The sequence below is a fragment of the Monashia sp. HAY1-5C genome, from assembly GCF_056755255.1.
Map to the genome: position 1 here is coordinate 1 of NZ_JBPGXG010000110.1, position 16231 is coordinate 16231.

14 protein-coding genes and 1 pseudogene are annotated in these 16231 nt (G+C 74.4%); 6 read left to right on the forward strand and 9 right to left on the reverse strand.

Features of this window, described 5'->3' with window-relative positions:
• Positions 1–208 (forward strand): annotated as a pseudogene (locus tag ACR9ZK_RS15775) (helicase HerA-like domain-containing protein); the annotation flags it as partial.
• Positions 209–308: 100 nt separating this feature from the next.
• Here ACR9ZK_RS15775 and ACR9ZK_RS15780 read toward each other — a convergent pair.
• The gene (locus ACR9ZK_RS15780; protein ID WP_481342902.1) at positions 309–1145 is read right to left on the reverse strand and encodes a helix-turn-helix domain-containing protein; all 837 of its coding nucleotides are present in this window, start codon (positions 1143–1145) and stop codon (positions 309–311) included.
• A gap of 78 nt (positions 1146–1223) precedes the next feature.
• Entirely contained in the window at positions 1224–3563 is a 2340-nt protein-coding gene (locus tag ACR9ZK_RS15785; protein ID WP_481342903.1) for a glycosyltransferase family 2 protein, read from the reverse strand.
• A gap of 154 nt (positions 3564–3717) precedes the next feature.
• Here ACR9ZK_RS15785 and ACR9ZK_RS15790 point away from each other — a divergent pair, with 154 nt between their 5' ends.
• Positions 3718–4026: a hypothetical protein gene (locus ACR9ZK_RS15790; RefSeq protein ID WP_481342904.1), complete on the forward strand. Its 309-nt coding sequence runs from the start codon at positions 3718–3720 to the stop codon at positions 4024–4026.
• A 120-nt stretch (positions 4027–4146) separates the two neighbouring features.
• On the opposite strand, the gene ACR9ZK_RS15795 is transcribed toward ACR9ZK_RS15790, so the two are convergent.
• The 5 genes from ACR9ZK_RS15795 to ACR9ZK_RS15815 all read right to left on the reverse strand — a co-directional run bounded on the left by ACR9ZK_RS15795 (position 4147) and on the right by ACR9ZK_RS15815 (position 11016).
• Complete coding sequence (locus ACR9ZK_RS15795) at positions 4147–5589, reverse strand: glycoside hydrolase family 3 N-terminal domain-containing protein (protein WP_481342905.1); 1443 nt, start codon at positions 5587–5589, stop codon at positions 4147–4149.
• Positions 5590–5749: 160 nt separating this feature from the next.
• Positions 5750–6088 (reverse strand): STAS domain-containing protein, encoded by a 339-nt coding sequence (locus ACR9ZK_RS15800; RefSeq protein ID WP_481342906.1) that lies wholly within the window; start codon positions 6086–6088, stop codon positions 5750–5752.
• A complete protein-coding gene (locus ACR9ZK_RS15805) occupies positions 6085–8286 on the reverse strand; it encodes an ATP-binding SpoIIE family protein phosphatase (protein ID WP_481342907.1) in 2202 nt (733 codons plus the stop codon). Before ACR9ZK_RS15805 ends, ACR9ZK_RS15800 begins: the two co-directional genes overlap by 4 nt.
• 178 nt (positions 8287–8464) lie before the next feature.
• Positions 8465–8932 carry a hypothetical protein gene (locus tag ACR9ZK_RS15810; RefSeq protein WP_481342908.1) on the reverse strand — a complete coding sequence of 156 codons (468 nt, stop codon included), beginning with the start codon at positions 8930–8932 and terminating at the stop codon, positions 8465–8467.
• Positions 8929–11016, reverse strand: a complete 2088-nt coding sequence (locus ACR9ZK_RS15815) for a CARDB domain-containing protein (RefSeq protein ID WP_481342909.1) — start codon at positions 11014–11016, stop codon at positions 8929–8931. The genes ACR9ZK_RS15810 and ACR9ZK_RS15815 overlap by 4 nt, the downstream gene beginning before the upstream one ends.
• A 245-nt stretch (positions 11017–11261) precedes the next feature.
• Here ACR9ZK_RS15815 and map point away from each other — a divergent pair, with 245 nt between their 5' ends.
• Complete coding sequence (map, locus tag ACR9ZK_RS15820) at positions 11262–12044, forward strand: type I methionyl aminopeptidase (protein ID WP_481342910.1); 783 nt, start codon at positions 11262–11264, stop codon at positions 12042–12044.
• A gap of 48 nt (positions 12045–12092) precedes the next feature.
• Here map and ACR9ZK_RS15825 read toward each other — a convergent pair whose 3' ends face one another.
• Positions 12093–12986, reverse strand: coding sequence for an NAD(P)H-hydrate dehydratase (locus ACR9ZK_RS15825; protein ID WP_481342911.1), 894 nt, complete (start codon positions 12984–12986; stop codon positions 12093–12095).
• A complete protein-coding gene (locus tag ACR9ZK_RS15830) occupies positions 12976–13749 on the reverse strand; it encodes a histidine phosphatase family protein (protein ID WP_481342912.1) in 774 nt (257 codons plus the stop codon). The genes ACR9ZK_RS15825 and ACR9ZK_RS15830 overlap by 11 nt, the downstream gene beginning before the upstream one ends.
• A 218-nt stretch (positions 13750–13967) precedes the next feature.
• Here ACR9ZK_RS15830 and ACR9ZK_RS15835 point away from each other — a divergent pair, with 218 nt between their 5' ends.
• The 3 genes from ACR9ZK_RS15835 to ACR9ZK_RS15845 form a co-directional block, all read left to right on the forward strand.
• A complete protein-coding gene (locus ACR9ZK_RS15835) occupies positions 13968–14540 on the forward strand; it encodes an NADPH-dependent F420 reductase (RefSeq protein ID WP_481342913.1) in 573 nt (190 codons plus the stop codon).
• Between the two features lie 45 nt (positions 14541–14585).
• On the forward strand, positions 14586–15296 hold the full coding sequence (locus tag ACR9ZK_RS15840) for a FadR/GntR family transcriptional regulator (RefSeq protein ID WP_481342914.1): 711 nt from the start codon (positions 14586–14588) through the stop codon (positions 15294–15296).
• A 108-nt stretch (positions 15297–15404) separates the two neighbouring features.
• Positions 15405–16231, forward strand: an 827-nt coding sequence (locus ACR9ZK_RS15845; protein ID WP_481342915.1) for an asparaginase, incomplete at its 3' end; no start/stop codon positions are given.

Sequence of the window (16231 nt, forward strand, 5' to 3'; positions counted from 1 at the left end):
TCCGTCGTCGGCAGCGTCAGAGGTGTATAAGAGACAGCCCCCGCCCCCGGCGTCGACATCGACCCCGAGGCGTGAGCCGAAGGAGGACCCCGGCATCGTCGAGCAGGTCGTGCAGTCCACGGCCTTCCGCTCGATGCTGCGTTCTGCCGGCACCGTCATCGGCCGCGAGATCACCCGCAGCATCTTCGGCACCCGACGCCGACGCTAGCGGCCACCGCCCCCCGAGCCACCGCACCGGGGCGCCTCGTCCGTTCGTGGGACGGGGCGCCTCCCCGCGCGAGCCCCGGTCAGGCCGGGCCGGACGGGCGTCAGGCGTCGAGGTCCGCGGCGTCGAGGTCCTCGTCGGCGTCGACGAAGTAGCTGATGACGCGGATGTCGGGCTCGTCGAGCGCCTGGAGCACGAGCTGCCGGAGCCGGACGACGCGCCCGTCCTCGAGACGGATCCGCTTGGTACGGCCGCGGGTGGGGTCGCTGTCGTGGCGCTCCCACCACTCGACGGTGTCCGGGTTGCCGCGGAACACCTCGTCGAGGACGCGCTGGAAGCCCGGGTCGTCGGGGTGGCGGGCGTAGGCCTCGCGGAAGAGGGCCAGCTGGTCCGCCGCCTCCTGCACCCAGTCGACGAAGAGCGACCGCGCCGCGGGGTCGCAGCAGTAGAACCACAGGAGGTTGCGCTCGCGCTTGGTCCGCCGGCCCTCCCAGTCGGTGAACAGGCGGCACGCCGCACGGTTGGCGCCGATGACGTCCCAGCGCGCGCCGACGACGTAGGCGGGGTTGGGCAGCACCGCCTCGAGCAGCTCGGCGAGCTCGTCGGTGAGCTCCTCCGGCTCGGCGTGCCGCCGCCGCGGGCCCCCGGTGGCGAGCCCGTGCAGGTGGGTGCGGCCGTCGGCGTCGAGGCGCAGGGCCCTGGCGAGGCCGTCGAGGACGGACGCGCTCGGGCGCAGGTCGCGGCCCCGCTCGATGAGGTCGTAGTAGGCCACGGAGATCTCGGCGAGCTCGGCGACCTCGGTGCGGCTCAGACCGACGCGGTGACGGCCCTTGGTCCGCCTGATGCCGACGTCCTCGGGGGCGAGCGCGCGACGGCGCGCGCGGAGGAACTCACCGAGCGGGGACGGGGTGCGCACGCTGAGGGGGACGTCCGGGCTCATGGCGCCATCCTGCCAGCGGACGCGGGTCGGGACGTCGGCCGATGAGGGCGCAGACGAGCGGGCGCGGACCGGCGCCGCTCAGGGAGTGGGGGGCGGTCCCGTGGACTTGGTCTTCGTCGGACGGTTCGTCGCACCGGGGACCGTCTGCGCCTGGGTCGGGCGCGTGGCCGTCGACGGCGTGCCCGGCGGCGTCGTCGGGACGGCCGTGGGCCGCGCGGCGGACGTCGTGGCGGGGGCGGGCGCGGTCGTCACCGGCGCGACCGACCCCACGCGGCTCGTGGCGCTCGGGGAACCGGGCGTCGGCGTGCCGGTGGAGGACACCGCGGCGTCAGCCGAGGTCGTCGAGGGTGTCCACGTCCGCGCGCCCGTCCCCGTGGCGGGGTCCGGCTGGACGGTCACGGTGGTCCGCGGCAGCGCGGGCATCGCGCTGTTGCGCGGCGACTGCTGGGACGCCGGCGACACGACGAGGGCCACCACACCGAGGACGGCGGCGGCCGCGGCCGCCGTGGCGAGCGACCCCCGGGCACCACCGACGCGGCCCCACCAGGCCCGGGCCCGTTCCGAGTCGCGGCGTGCGCGCAGCCGTGGCGGGAGGTCGGCGCGGAAGGCGGCGAGCGTGTTGGCCGGTGCGGCGAGCCAGCCGACGACGGGGACGACGAGCAGCGCCGCCAGCCCGAGCGCGACGAGCCCCGGTCGGACGAGGACGGCGGACAGCACGGCGACCCCGGCCACGAGCGCCGACGCGAGCTCGGCACGGTTGGAGCGCACCGCGTCCGACAGCCGCACCTCCCCCTTGACCTTGGGGGTCCGGAGGAAGACGCCGGCGGGCTCGGTCAGGCCACGCACGACGGCCAGCGACACGACCCAGCCGAGCGAGAGCCACATGACGAAGGCCCCGACGGCGTCGCGCCAGGTCGCCCGCTGGGCCACGAGCTTGACGACGGCGACCGCCCGGAGCAGGCCGAAGAGGAGCAGGGCCGGGACGGCGACGAGCATGAGGCCGCTCAGGCGCTGGACGACGAGGCCGCCACCGAGCGCGACGTCGACGAGGCTGACGACGACGACCGCACCGAAGACGAGCGAGAGCAGGTCACCGGTCCACTGGAGGCCGCCGACGAGGTAGGCGAGGCGCTGGCTGCGCGACATCGGCGTCGACCGGTTCCACGGCATGAGGACCCGCCAGTGCCGCCGCAGGATCTGCATCCCGCCGAAGCACCAGCGGAAGCGCTGGCCCTTGAGCGCCTCGAACGTCAGCGGCATGATCCCGCGGCCGAAGGGCCGGTCGACGTGGTGGCCGCTCCAGCCCGCGGCGAGCAGGCGCAGGGACAGCTCGGCGTCCTCGGTGACGCACCACTCGTCCCAGCCGCCGACGTCGCGCAGCGCCTGGAGGCGCACGAGCCCCATGGTGCCGCCGAAGATCGCGGCGTCCCGCTCGTCACGGGAGGGCTGCGAGACCGAGAAGAAGTAGTCGTAGCTGAAGTAGAGGCGGCGCAGGTAGCCCGAACCCTCCCAGTCCCGGTAGTCCTGCGGGGACTGCACGAAGGCCACCTTCGGGTCGTCGAAGGCACCGACCGTCTGGCGCAGCCAGTCCGCGTCGACCTGGTAGTCCGCGTCGACGACGCCGACGACGAGGGCCCGTGGGTCCGTCACGGTCAGGGCGTAGTTGAGGGCCCCCGACTTGTACCCGGGCCAGTCGAGGAGGCGGTGGAACCGGAAGACCTCGGGGTGGGCGGCGCAGAACGCGGCGACCGGCTCGACGAGCGCGTCGTCCTCGGTGTTGTTGTCGATGACGAGCACCTCGTACGCCGGGTAGTCGAGGGCGGCCAGCGAGCGCAGGGTGTCGATGAGCATGTCCGGCGGCTCGTTGTGGGCCGGCACGTGGATCGAGACGAACGGCAGGTCGGTGCGGGTGGCGACGACGGACGTCGTCCCGGGTGCGAGGCGGCGGCGCCACTGCCGGCTGCCGAGCACGTCGAAGATCTCCCAGCCGTAGGCGAGGAGGAGCACGAACGCCGCGACCTCGAGACCGAGCAGCAGCCACGCGCCGACGAGGGTCAGCCCGGTGAGCCCGGAGCCGAGCGTCCACCAGAGCATCGCGCCGAGGTAGGCGAGACCTGCGGACACGGTGAGCGACCACGCGGCGTGCGCCCACACCCCCCAGCGTCTCGTGACGAGGACCCACGGCACGGACAGCACCCACAGGACGCCGACCGCGACGGCCACGTCGCTCGCGGCGCCGAGCAGGAGCATCCCACCGCCGACGAGGCCGAGCGGGACGAGGGGGAAGAGGGCGCGGGCGGGCCACGACGCCGGTGCGGCGCGGCGGACGCGGCCGGAGGAGCGGCGTGGCGCGGCGACGAGGCACCCGAGGGTGGCGAGCATGCTTGCGAGGACGGCTTCGAGGACGGTCAGACCCACGAACGAACTTCCTGTCGGCGGGTCCCCTTGCCCCGGATCCGTGCGGATGGACCCAGCGAGTGTAGGCAACCGGCGTGCAGGAGTCGAACCGAGCGGGTACGGCCCCCTCCGGAGGAGCGCGGCGGAGGCGGTCCCCACACCCGAGGAGGCAGCGATGGAGCCGACGACGGACCCGATGGACGACCGCGCTCTCGAGCGGGCCGCCCTCGCCCGCGACGAGCAGCTGCAGACGATCATCAACGACCTCGTGCGCCGGGGTCGGCACCGGTCCCACGACGAGGCCACGCAGGCGCTCGTCGAGGCGATCGCCGGAGCCGGGCTCGCGCCGATGCCGGAGCCGTGGGTCGACGCCGTGGCCGACGCGGTCGCCCGCGGCAACCCCTACGTCGTGTCGGCCCACACGGCCCGGGTCACCGACGTGCCGACGCCGGACGACGACGTGCCGAGCACGGCCGTCGAGTAGCGACGCGGGTCCGGCGCGCGCAGTCGGCCGACGACGGCTCCCCGTGACGACGACGCCGAGCAGCGGCAGGAGCGCGGCCGACGACGGCTCCTCGTCTCCCTGGTCGGACGCGTCTGCGGGTCAGAGCTGCGTGGCGAGGTAGCGCTGCAGCTCGGCGACGGTCCGGGCGTTCCACGTCGTCGCGCCGTCGCGGTAGAGGCCGAGGTAGGACTGCATCGCGGCCATCGAGCGCGGGCCCCAGACGCCGACGACGTCCATCCCGATGCGGGCCTGCAGGGCGCGGATGGTCGTCGTGTCGAAGACGCCGGTGCGGGTGACGCCCAACCAGCGCTGGAGCGCGACGATCGTCGAGGACCCGAGGGAGCCGTTGACCGGGGGCCGCGGTGCGAGGAGTCCGTCCTGCGCCTTGACCGTGAGGACCCGGAGCACCGCCGCGTCGACCTTGGCCCGGAAGACCGAGTCGGACGCCGCCCGTGCCGTGACCGCCTGCACCATGGCCGGCACCACGGTCGGGGTGACGGTCAGGACGACGTCACCGCCGGCCTCGAGGAAGTGCAGGGCCCGCGCCGCCGGCGTCCAGCCGGTGACCTGCCGGGCGCTGCCGAGGTCGTCGCTGACGACGATCCCGGTGAAGTGCAGGTCGCCGCGGATCATCCCGCCGATGACGGTGGGTGAGAACACGGCCGGGTGCGCGGCGTCGATGAGCCGGTAGTAGGCCGACGAGACCATGAGCACCCGCGAACCGGCGGCGATGGCCGCGCGGAACGGCCCGATGTCGGCCGAGGTGCGCGTCGTGACGGTGTCGGTGACGCCGGCCGACGTGTCGGTGTTGCCGGTGACGCGGCCCAGACCCGGGAAGTGCTTGGCCGTCATCGCCAGACCGGAGGTCTGCATGCCGTGCTGGAACGCCGTGCCCTTGTCGGCGACGACCGAGGGCGTGTACCCGTACTCCCGGTCCCAGTACCCGATCGGCTGGTTGAGGCTGGCGAAGCTCTTGGCGACGGTGTCCATGACCGGTGCCAGGTCGAGGTCCACCCCGGAGCGGAACACCTGCCGCCCCCACGTCGTCGCGCTCGCGGTCAGCGTCGTGTCGGACCACGTGCCCTGCGTCAGTGCCGTCGGCATCCGCGAGAACCCGGTGCCCTGGAGCACCTGCACGTAGCCGCCCTCCTGGTCGGTCGCGATGAAGAGGGGGACGCCGGCCGTGGCCGCCGACGTCGTCAGCGCGTCGGCGTGGGCGGTGAGGTAGCGCACCGGGGCCGCGCCGTAGGTCGTCCGGCCGGTGAGGACGAGGTTGCCGACGTGGTACTGCGTGATGGCCGCCTGCGTCGAGGACCCGAGGCCTGTTGCCGGGCCGCCCACCATGAACAGCTGCCCGATCCGCTGCGCGGCGGTCATCCGGTCGAAGACCGCGCGCGCCTGGTCGGCCGGCGTCAGGGTGGTGGTCGCGAGCGTGGCCGGCACGGCGCTCGGGACCGTGCCCGAGACGGCGGCCGGCACGCCGGCTCCGAGCAGGAGGACCGCGGCGCAGGCCGCGAGGAAGGTCGTACGTCGTGCCGGCATGTTGGGCCCCCAACGGTCGATGGCGTGCAGCAGCGACGCGTCTTCAGTGTAGGTCCGCGTGACGCTCCTGCCCACAGGTCCGCGACGACCCACAGGAAAGTGCCTCTCGGCCGGGCAGCCTTGCGCGGCAGGGCCTCCCGCCGGTCCGGGGTGAGGCGCGTCAGGCCAGCTCGGGCGGGCCGTCGTCGACGGGGATGACCGCGCCGAGGTCGGTGATGTCGACGACCCTGCGGATCACCGACGTCGGCGGCACGACGACCCGCAGGGGCTGGCGCTGGTGACCCAGCCGTTCGGACAGGTGGAAGATCATCGCGATGCCCGTGCTGTCGAGGTACGTGGTACCGCTGAGGTCGACGACGACCCGCGCCGCGGCCCCGGGAACCGCTGCGGCGACCGCGTCCCCGACGTCGGAGGCGTTGGACAGGTCGATCTCCCCGCGGACACGGACGAGGCAGAGCTCGTCGTGCAGTGCGGCGTCGACGTGCGCGAGGTCGTTCACGGGACAGCTCCTCTCCGGACCGCACGTGTCATCGTCACGACGGTGCCCCCCGGATCGTGTCGCGTGTCGACGGACTCCGTCAAAGCCCGGATCACGCCGAGCCCCCAGCCACCGCCGCGGGCCGCGGGCACGCGCCACGTCCCGTGGTCCTGGACGGCGACCTGCACGGCGTCGACGCCTCCGTCCGCGCCGACGCGTCGGCGCACCTCGACGTCGATGGTCCCCGGCGACGGGGCACCGCTGTACGCGTGCTGGACGACGTTCGCACATGCCTCCCCGCAGGCCACGAGGAGGGCGACCTCGTCCTCCGGCGAGACGCCCACCTCCCGCAGCCATCGGCGCATCGCGGTGCGGACCTCGGCGAGCGAGCGGGCGTCCGCCGGGACGCTGAGCCGCAGGGCGCCGGTGCCGGTCCCCACCGGGCGGACGGCGAGGAGGGCGACGTCGTCCGAGCGGTCGGCCTCGCCGAGGAGCTCGGCCAGGAGCGCGTCGCAGACGGTGTCGAGGTCACCGGCATCGTGTCCGGCATCGGGCTGCACGAGGCGGAGCGCGCCGGCGCTCAGCCGGTCCAGGCCCTCGGTGATCGCGACACCGCGACGCTCGACGAGCCCGTCGGTGTAGAGCAGCAGGGTCGCCCCGGCCGGCAGCAGGTGCTCGACCTCGGCGAAGGTCCGGGCCGGGGTGACGCCGAGCGGCGGCGCGAGGGCGCCGTCGAGGAACCGGGCCCGGTCGGCGTCGACGAGGAGCGCCGGCGGGTGCCCGGCGCTCGAGAGGCGCACGGTGCCCTGTGCCGGGTCGAGCAGGAGGAAGAGCAGGGTGACCATCTCGTCGGTGGCCAGGCGCGTCAGGAGCCGGTGGACGCGACGCAGGACGCGGGCCGGCGAGGGGTCCTGGACGGCGTAGGCCCGCACGGCCATGCGCACCTGCGCCATGGTCGCCGCGGCGTGCACACCGTGGCCGGCGACGTCGCCGATGACGAGGCCGACGAGCCCGTGCCGCAGGGGGATCACGTCGTACCAGTCCCCGCCGACCTGCACGTCCGCCGTCGCCGGCAGGTACCGGGCGGCGACGTCGAGGCCGGGCAGGTCGGGCAGGCCACCGGGGAGCATGCTGCGCTGGAGGACCTCCGCGATGTGGTGCTCCCTCGTGGCGCGGGCCTCCTCGTGGCTCAGCAGGCGCTGCGCCTGGGAGCGCTCGCGGATCTCGCGGCGCAGCCGCGCGTTGGCGGTCTGCAGGTCGGCGGTGCGCTGGGCCACCCGCGCCTCGAGCTCGGCCGCGGACCGTGCCAGGGTGCTCGCCGCCTCGAGCCGCTCGCTGACGAGCGAGGCGAGGATCAACGACGTCAGCGCGACGCAGGCGTTGAACGCCTGGAGGCTCACCATCTGCTCGAGCAGGGAGCGGCCTTCGAACGGGCCGCGCTGGTGGGCTGCAGCCCACGTGGCGACGGCGGAGGCCACGAGGGCGGCGGGGGCTGCACCGCGCAGCTGCAGCCGCCACGCCGCCCACCCGAGGACCGGCAGGACCACGACGAGGACGACCATGTGGGAGAAGGCCGCCCAGCCCGTGACCAGGCCCGACGCGACGAGGACGGTGAGGCCCTCCAGCCACTGGCTCCTGCGCCACGCGCGGTCGATGACGAGCGGCACGCTGAGCAGGTAGGGCGTCACGACGAGCACCCCCATGGCGTCCCCCGTCCACCACACCGCCCACGCGGTCGGCAGGGCGTCGACGCCGATGGCCCCCGACGCCGCGAGCGTGACGGCGCCGACCGTGGCGCTGACCGTCATGCTGGCGAGGGCGCCGAGGAAGACGATGGCGAGCGCGTCGCGGAGGCGGTCGACCTGGCGGCGGAAGCCGAAGCGGTGCAGCAGCAGGGCCGCGACGAGCGGGGCCGCGGCGTTGCCGACCGCCGTCACCCCGGCGGCCAGCGGGTTCGCGCTGATGGGCAGGTTGACGGCGAACGCCGACAGGAGGACGGCGAGGGTGACCACGGGCCGGCGTCGGCGGTCGAGCAGGAGGAACGCCGCGACGGCGATGCCCGTCGGTGGCCACAGCGGGGTGACGTTGCGCTCGACGAGGGACATGCCGAGGCCGAGGCGCGCACCGAGGTAGTACGAGCCCCCGACGAGGAGGAGGACGCGGAGGTGGTGGAGCAGGGGGCGGCCTGCGGCGGGCCGCAGCCCGCTCGTGCCGGTCACCGTGCCCCGTCCATGGGCACATCGTGCTCCGGCGGGCCGCGTCGCGTCCGGCAAACGCACGCCGCCGTGGCACCCCCGCCACGGCGGCGCGGTGCCACGGCGGCGCGGCGGCCGGCGAGGTGGGCGCAGGTGGCGGGGGTCGGGGTGTGGGGTCGCGACGCCCCGCCACCTGCGGGCCTCACGTCCCGATGAGCACGCTGACCGCGGTGTTGCCGGTGCAGTCCGGGACCTGCCGGATGGCCCACCGGCCGCGGAGACCGTTGCCGTCGAAGTCGGACTCCGCGTCCCGCTCCTCGACCTCCCCGTCCGATGCCGTCCAGCCGCGGGTGGAGTAGGCGCGCTGCATGTCGGCGAGCGTCTGCTCGAAGGACGTCGGGGAGACGGCCGTGACCACGGTTCGCCCACCGCTACGGGCCTGGACACCGGTGACGACGTAGCCGGCGGGCAACGTCGCCTGCTGGGGGAACCCGTCCGGCAGGTCGACGGGCTTCGCGTCCCTGGCGCAGACCATCGCAGCCGGGGACGCGCCGGTGCCGGGTTGCGCCACGGCGGCCTCCAGCTCGTCCTCGCCGCAGGCGGACAGGAGCGTCAGCGCCATGAGCGCCGCGACGACGGCGCCCCCGCGAGCCGGCGTCCCCGGGCTCACCGGAGGACCTGCGTCTGGCGCCGGTTGTCGGTCTCGTCCGACTCGCGGACGTGGCCGTCCGGGTCGGCCACGACGACCACCGTGTGGGTTCCCTTGGCGAGGCGCACACCGGGGAACGTCACGTTCGTCGAGCGTCCCGCCGCGACGTCGGTCGGTGCGGACGTCGCGACGTTCACGCCGTCGACGAACAGCCGGGTCGTGACGCCGGTGGCCGCGGCCCGGCCGGTGTTCGCGACGGTCGTGCTCGTGGCGTAGAGCCCGCCGGTCCTCGAGACCGACAATGTCGTGGGCGTCAGGTTCGGCAGGGCGTCGAAGGCCGAGTACAGCGTGGCGCCGGACTGCTGGCGCGCGATGGTGGCGTAGGCGTCGAAGTTCTGCGCCCCACCCGGCTGGGCACAGGCGCCGGTGCAGCCGTCGGCGTACCCGACCTCGACCCGACCGGTGCGGTCCACCGTGGCGTCCATGAAGTCGAGCAGGTTGCGGTCGTTGCCGCACGTCGTGCCGCCGGTGCAGATCGAGCCGCGCTGGACGGGGTCGCTCGGGGTGGTGTCGACGGTGACCCAGCTCCTGCCACCGTCGTACGTCGTCGAGACGTAGAGGTGCCAGACGCCGGTGAAGTTCGCCGCGTCCTGGTAGTTGCCGGGGGTCGTCGTGCCGATGAAGGCGAAGGACGCCCGGTCGTCGTCACCGGCGACGACGGCCGGGAAGACGGTGTTGTGGATGCCGAGGCCGGCGCCGACGTTCTGGTCGTCGGTCCACGTCCGGCCCTTGTCGCGGCTCACCGCCACTCGTGGCGTCCCGTCGGCGGCCTGGTAGCCGAGGTAGACCGTGCCCTTGGCGCCGATGCCGACGCTCGGGTCGGAGTCGCCCGCGGTGCTGGCCGGGTTCTTGCGGACCGACCACGTCGTGCCACCGTCCTCGGACACCGCGACGGCCTGGTTGCCGCCACACGACTTGTTCGGCACATAGACGGTGCCGTCCGGGGCGACCTTGACGTGTCCGTGCAGGCCGCCGCAGTCGAGCAGCGAGTACATCGGCACGGCCGGCCCGAAGGCGACGCCGCCGTCGTGGCTCGCGGCACAGCTGGCGTCGGCGATGTCCTGGCTGCAGTAGTACACGGCGTTCGGATAGGTCGACGTCGGAAGGGCTCCGGTCCCGTTCGGGGAGTAGGCGCCTCCGCCGACGGTCTGGTGGTCGACCCCGGAGTTGAGGCCACCACCCTGGCTGGGTGACCAGGTCCGGCCCTCGTCGTCGGAGTAGCACATCAGCGAGGTCTTGCCCGCGAGCTGGCTCTCGAAGACGCGGCCCGTCTTCGGGTCGGTGAACCCGATCGGGTCGAGCGAGGTCGAGCCGCCCGTGAGGCAGCCCTTGGCCGGCGTCGCCGACACGTCCGACCACGTCACCTTCGAGGGAGTCACGGTGTCGTCCCAGGTGGCCCGGTACGTGTCGTACAACGCCTGGTAGAAGGTCGACCCGGTGGTATGGGCGGCGCCGATCGAGGGCTCGCCGGCGTCGTGGGCGCGGCCGAAGGACTCCGGGGCCCCGTACTGGCTGAAGGTCGGCGGCGTCGCCGTGCCCGGCGCCGGGTTGGCCGGCACGTCGGTCAGCGTCGCGGTGCCGGTGACGGTCTCACCGAGCGGGGCGAAGGGGACGATCCGCACGGTGTAGTCGCCGCTCGTGGGCGGCGCGACGATGACCTCGGGGTCGGCGCTCGATGCCGCCGACGCGACGACCGCACCGTTGGCGTCGAGGAGGTAGACGTCGAAGTCGGCGGCGGCGGTGGCCCAGCCGACCTTGATCGTCAGCTGGTGCGTCGTGCCGTAGTCGCTCGGCGTCGACACGTGGAGCGCGAAGTCGTCGCACAGGCCCGGACCGCACGTCACGTCGCCCGTGGTGCCGGTGACGTTGGGGACGGCGAACGGCCCGGCGGTCCACTGGGTGCTCGTGCTCGTGTCGGACACCGAACCGCTGTCGGGGGTGGCGGCGAGCGCCGGTGCGGCGGCGACGAGCCCCCCGGTCAGGGTGGCGGCCGCGAGGAGTGGCAGGGTGCGGGAGCGGACCCTGCCGGACATCGGTGACAGCATGCGTTCTCCTGGCTCGTGTAGAGGCGACGCCCCCGAGGCGTGTGGTGGGACCACCAATCGGGCGAGAACACCGGGCTCCCGCTCGCCGTGACAACGAGCCGCGAGGCGGCCGCGCTACGACCCCGCTCGGTCAAGACTCGGTCAGCAGAGTCTGGGAAGCGGCTGGGAGCGCCGGTGCCCGACGAGGGGGCGCGGTCTGGTCGAATGGGGCCGGACAGTCGTCGGACCCACGTGGAAGGTGCCGCATGATCGAGATCCTCGACCGCAGCCAGCTCTCCCGGGCACGGGCGGTCGGCGCCCTCGTGGCCGACATCCTCCAGACGCTGAGGCGCCGGACCACCGTGGGCACCAACCTCCTCGACATCGACGCCTGGGCCGAGGCGATGATCCTCGAGGCGGGAGCGCAGTCCTGCTACGTCGACTACGCGCCCTCGTTCGGGCGCGGACCGTTCGGCCACTACATCTGCACCTCGGTCAACGACGCCGTCCTGCACGGGCTCCCGCACGACCACGCCCTCGTCGACGGTGACCTGCTCTCGCTCGATCTCGCCGTCTCGCTGGACGGGGTGGTCGCCGACTCGGCCATCAGCTTCGTCGTCGGCCAGGCGCGGCCCGCCGAGAGCGTCGCCCTGGTCCGGGCCACGGAGCGCGCCCTGGCGGCCGCGGTCGCGGCCGCCAGACCCGGAGCCCACATCGGCGACGTCTCGCACGCCATCGGCTCGACGCTCCAGGCGGCGGGGTACCAGGTCAACACCGAGTTCGGCGGTCACGGTGTCGGGTCGACGATGCACCAGGACCCGCACGTCGCCAACATGGGGCGCCCGGGGCGCGGGTACCGGCTCCGACCGGGGCTGCTGCTGGCGCTCGAACCGTGGGTCATGGCCGACACGGCGCAGCTCGTCACGGACGCCGACGGATGGACGCTGCGCAGCGTGACCGGTTGCCGGACCGCGCACAGCGAGCACACGGTCGCCATCACGAGCGACGGTGCCGAGGTGCTCACCCTGCCGAGCGACCCGCACGCCTGAGCTCAGGGCCCCGAGCGCGAGACCACCGGCTCGGCCGGGTCCGGCTGCTCAGCCGCCGCCCGACGTCCGCGTGACGCCGGCCAGCTCGCGCGCGATGGCGAGGGACAGGTCGCGCGCGAGGAAGCCCGGCGCCTCCCCGTCGAGGCGCTCCCCGGCGCGGCTGTGGGCCCAGGTGGCCCAGACCGCCGCCTGCGCGGGGTCGGCGCCGCGCGCCATGAGCCCCGCCACGGCGCCGGCCTTCACGTCGCCGGACCCGGCCGTTCCCAGGCCCGGGGAGCCCCCGTCGTCCCGCCACGCCTCGCCCTGTGGGGTGACGATGCACGACACCTCTCCCCCGCCGAGCACCACGGCACCCGTCGCCTCCGCGAGCCGGCGCGCAGCGTCGACCGGGTCCTTCCCGAGCTCGGAGCGCGGCACCCGGAGGGTCGATGCCAGCTCGGTGACGTTGGGGGTCAGGAGGACTCGGCCCTCCAGGTGGCGCACGCCGTCCAGGTTGCCGGTCAGGTAGGCCGTCCCGAGGGCGTCGATGACGACGGGGGCGTCGAGCCGAGGCACCACCCGCTCGAGGAGCAGCCTGGCGCAGTCGGGGTCCCTGAGCCCCGGGCCCAGCAGCACGACCTCGACCCGGGAGGCCAGCTCGAGGATGCGGTCCGCGCCGGCGACCGCCAGCTCACCCGAGGCGAGCACCGGCAGCGGCTCGACGAAGGCCTCCGGCACGGCCACGCCCAGGGCGGACGCCGCGTCCGCCGCCGTGGCGACCTGCACCTTGCCGGCACCCACCCGCAGGGCCGCCTCGGCCGCCAGGACGACGGCCCCGGGGGTCTGGCGGGAGCCCCCGACGATGAGCACGGTGCCCCGGTCCGTCTTGTCCCCGTCGGGCGCCGGCAGCGGCCAGTCGCGCAGCACGTCGACGTCGACGGGGCGTGGCGTCTCACGAGGCATGGCTCTGGCCGCCGTCGGGCGGTGCGGCCTCGTGGGTCTCCTCGGCCTCCGAGGCCGCGAGGTGGGCGGTGTCGGCGAACGAGACGAGCTCGAACCGCCCGTCGTCCCCGCGCCGGTAGCGCGTGAGCGAGCAGTTCCCGAGGGGCTCGTTGCGGTCCAGCTCGAGCAGGCGCTGCTCGTCCAGACCTTCGAGCACGAGGCGGAAGCTCATGATGACGGCCTGGTGCGTGAAGACCCACACCCGCCGGCCGGCGCGCATCGAGGCCAGGTCGACGAGGACGTGACGCACTCTCAGGGCGACGTCCGTCCAGCTCTCCCCGCCCGGAGGGCGGTAGTAGAACTTGCCGAGGCGGGCACGACGCTCGGCCTCCTCGGGGTACGTCTCGCGGATGCCGGCGCCGGTGAGTCCGTCGAAGACACCGAGGTCCCGCTCCCGCAGGCGCTCGTCGAGGCGCGCGTCGAGCCCGAGCGGTCGGGTCACGAGCCGAGCCGTCTGCGCGGCGCGCGCGTACGGGGAGCTGAGGACGACCTCCGGCCGCTCGTCCTCGTCCCAGCCGGCGACCGTCCGGGCCAGGACCGCGGCCTGCTGCTCCCCCCGCTCGGACAGGGGCGTGTCGGGGTCGCGCGTCTCGAGCTCCAGGCGGCCGGCGCCCCGTCGGCGTGCCTCGGCATCGGCCACGTTGCCCACGCTCTCGCCGTGGCGCACGAGCACGAGCTCCTCGACGTGCGCCGGCGTCGACTCGCTGCTGGGTTCGATGGACACGGGCCCTCCTGGCGATCTCGTCCGATGCGACGCAGATACCCGCGCTCCGTCCCGCGCGAACACGACCGCCGCCTGCCGGCGCATGCCCGCGGATCCCGGCGCATCCCGGCGCCCCGGCGCCCCGGCGCCTCCACGCGGCATCGGCCCCCGCCCGGCCCGGGCGTATCGTCGCAGGGAGGCATCGCGCACCAGGACCGCCACCAGGCAGGAGCGCTTCCATGACGCAGATCTCCATCATCGGAACAGGGAACATGGGGCAGGCGATCGCGTCGGTCGCCGAACGGGGCGAGCACACCGTGCAGCTCGTCGGACGACAGGACGACCTCGACGGGCGCGCCGAGGTCGTGGTCCTGGCGGTGCCCTACCCGGCCGTCTCGGAGGTCCTCGCCGCTCGCGGGGCCGACCTCGCGGGCAGGATCGTCGTGGACATCACCAACCCGCTCGACGTCGAGACGTTCGACTCGCTCACCGTCCCTCCGGACGCGTCGGCCACCGCCGAGATCGCCGCCGCGCTGCCGGACTCGCGCGTGGTCAAGGCGTTCAACACCACCTTCGCCGGCACGCTCGTCGCGGGTCGGCTCGGGGACCTGCCCACGACGGTCCTCATCGCCGGCGACGACGCCGAGGCCAAGGCCGTCGTGGCCGACATCGTCTCGTCCGGTGGGCTCGCCGCCATCGATGCGGGCTCGCTGCGCCGAGCGCGGGAGCTCGAGGCGCTCGGCTTCCTCCAGATCACCCTCGCCGCCGGCGAGAAGGTGCCCTGGACCGGCGGCTTCGCCGTCGTCACGTAGCAGCGCTCCCGCGCGCCCTCCACGGCCCGACCTAGGATGGCGACCGTGGAGAGCGCCGTGACGTGGACCGCGGGGCAGCCGTACCGGCCGTCCGGCGCCGTCGACCACGTCTTCCGGCAGCTGCGCGAGGCCATCGAGGACGGCACCTTCCCGGTCGGCAGCCGCCTCGAGGCAGAGGGCACGCTCGCCACCCGGTTCGCGGTGAGCCGCCCGGTCGTCCGCGAGGCGCTCAAGGCGTGCGCGGTGCTCGGCCTGACCGAGACGCGTGTCGGCCGCGGCACCTTCGTCGTCTCGCGCGCCCCGTCGGCGGAGGCGCCCCTGGGCCGGTACTCCGCCCGCGAGCTGCAGGAGGCCCGGCCACACGTCGAGGTGCCCGCGGCCGCGCTCGCCGCGACCCGCCGCACCGACGAGGAGCTGGCGCGCCTGACCGAGCTCGTCGACCGGATGGCCGACGAACGTGACTTCGCGCGGTGGGTGGACCTCGACGCCGCGTTCCACCAGGTGGTGGCCAAGGCGAGCCGCAACCGGGTCTTCGCGTCCGTCGTGACCGAGATCCGGGACGCCATGGCGAGCCAGTCGGGCATGTTGAACTCCCTCGAGGGCCGCCGCGAGGAGTCGGACGCCGAGCACCGCCGCATCGTCTCGGCCATCGCAGCGGGCTCGTCCGAGCGAGCGGCGACGGCGATGCGCGAGCACCTCTCGTCGGTCGAGGACGCCGTGGCGCGGTTCTTCGCCGACGACCCGCGCGACGCCTGAACACGCGCCTCACGGCAGAAAGGTCCACCGGAAGCCTTGACCGGCGACGGTCGCCTTCCCTATCGTCTCCGCGTGGCCAACCTGTCTTACAGCCTGACAGCCTTACAGATGTCGCGCGACGACGCGCCGGCGTCGGCGTCGATGCCCGCCCACGTCCCCGTGGCGGTGCTGCGGCGGGGGGCGCTGGTCGAGTCGGTGCACCACGGCTCGGCGGCCGTGACGCGCGCCGACGGGAGCACGGTCCTCCTCGCCGGCGACGGGACCTGCCCCGTCTACCCGCGTTCCGCGCTCAAGCCCCTGCAGGCGGTCGCCGCACTGCGGCTGGGTGTGCAGGCGGACGCCGAGCTGCTCGCCGTCGCCTCGGCGAGCCACTCCGGCGGGCCAGAGCACGTGGCGGCCGTGAGCCGCCTCCTCGCCGACCACGGTCTCGGCGAGGGCGACCTCGCCAACCGTCCCGACCTGCCGTACGGCACCCCGGAGCGCGAGGCCCTGCTCGCGGCCGGCGGCCGACGCAGCCGGCTCGTGCAGAACTGCTCGGGCAACCACGCCCTCGTGCTCGCCGCGTGCGTCGTCGCCGGGTGGCCGACGGGCACCTACCTCGACCCGCGCCACCCCGTCCAGGTGGCCATCCGCGACACGCTTGACGAGCTCGGCGCGGAGCGGACGGGTCCGGTGGCGACCGACGGCTGCGGCATGCCCGTGGTGGGCATGACCCTTCCGGCCGTCGCCCGGGCGTACGGCCGGCTCGCTGCGGCCGACGCCGCGAGCGCCGAGGGACGCGTCGCGTCCGCCATGCGCGCCCACCCCCACCTCGTCGGGGGCAGCGCACGCGACGTCACCGACGCGATGGTGGTCGCGCCGGGACTCGTCGCCAAGGACGGGGCCGAGGGCGTGCAGCCTGTCTCTTATACACATCTGACGCTGCCGACGACGGA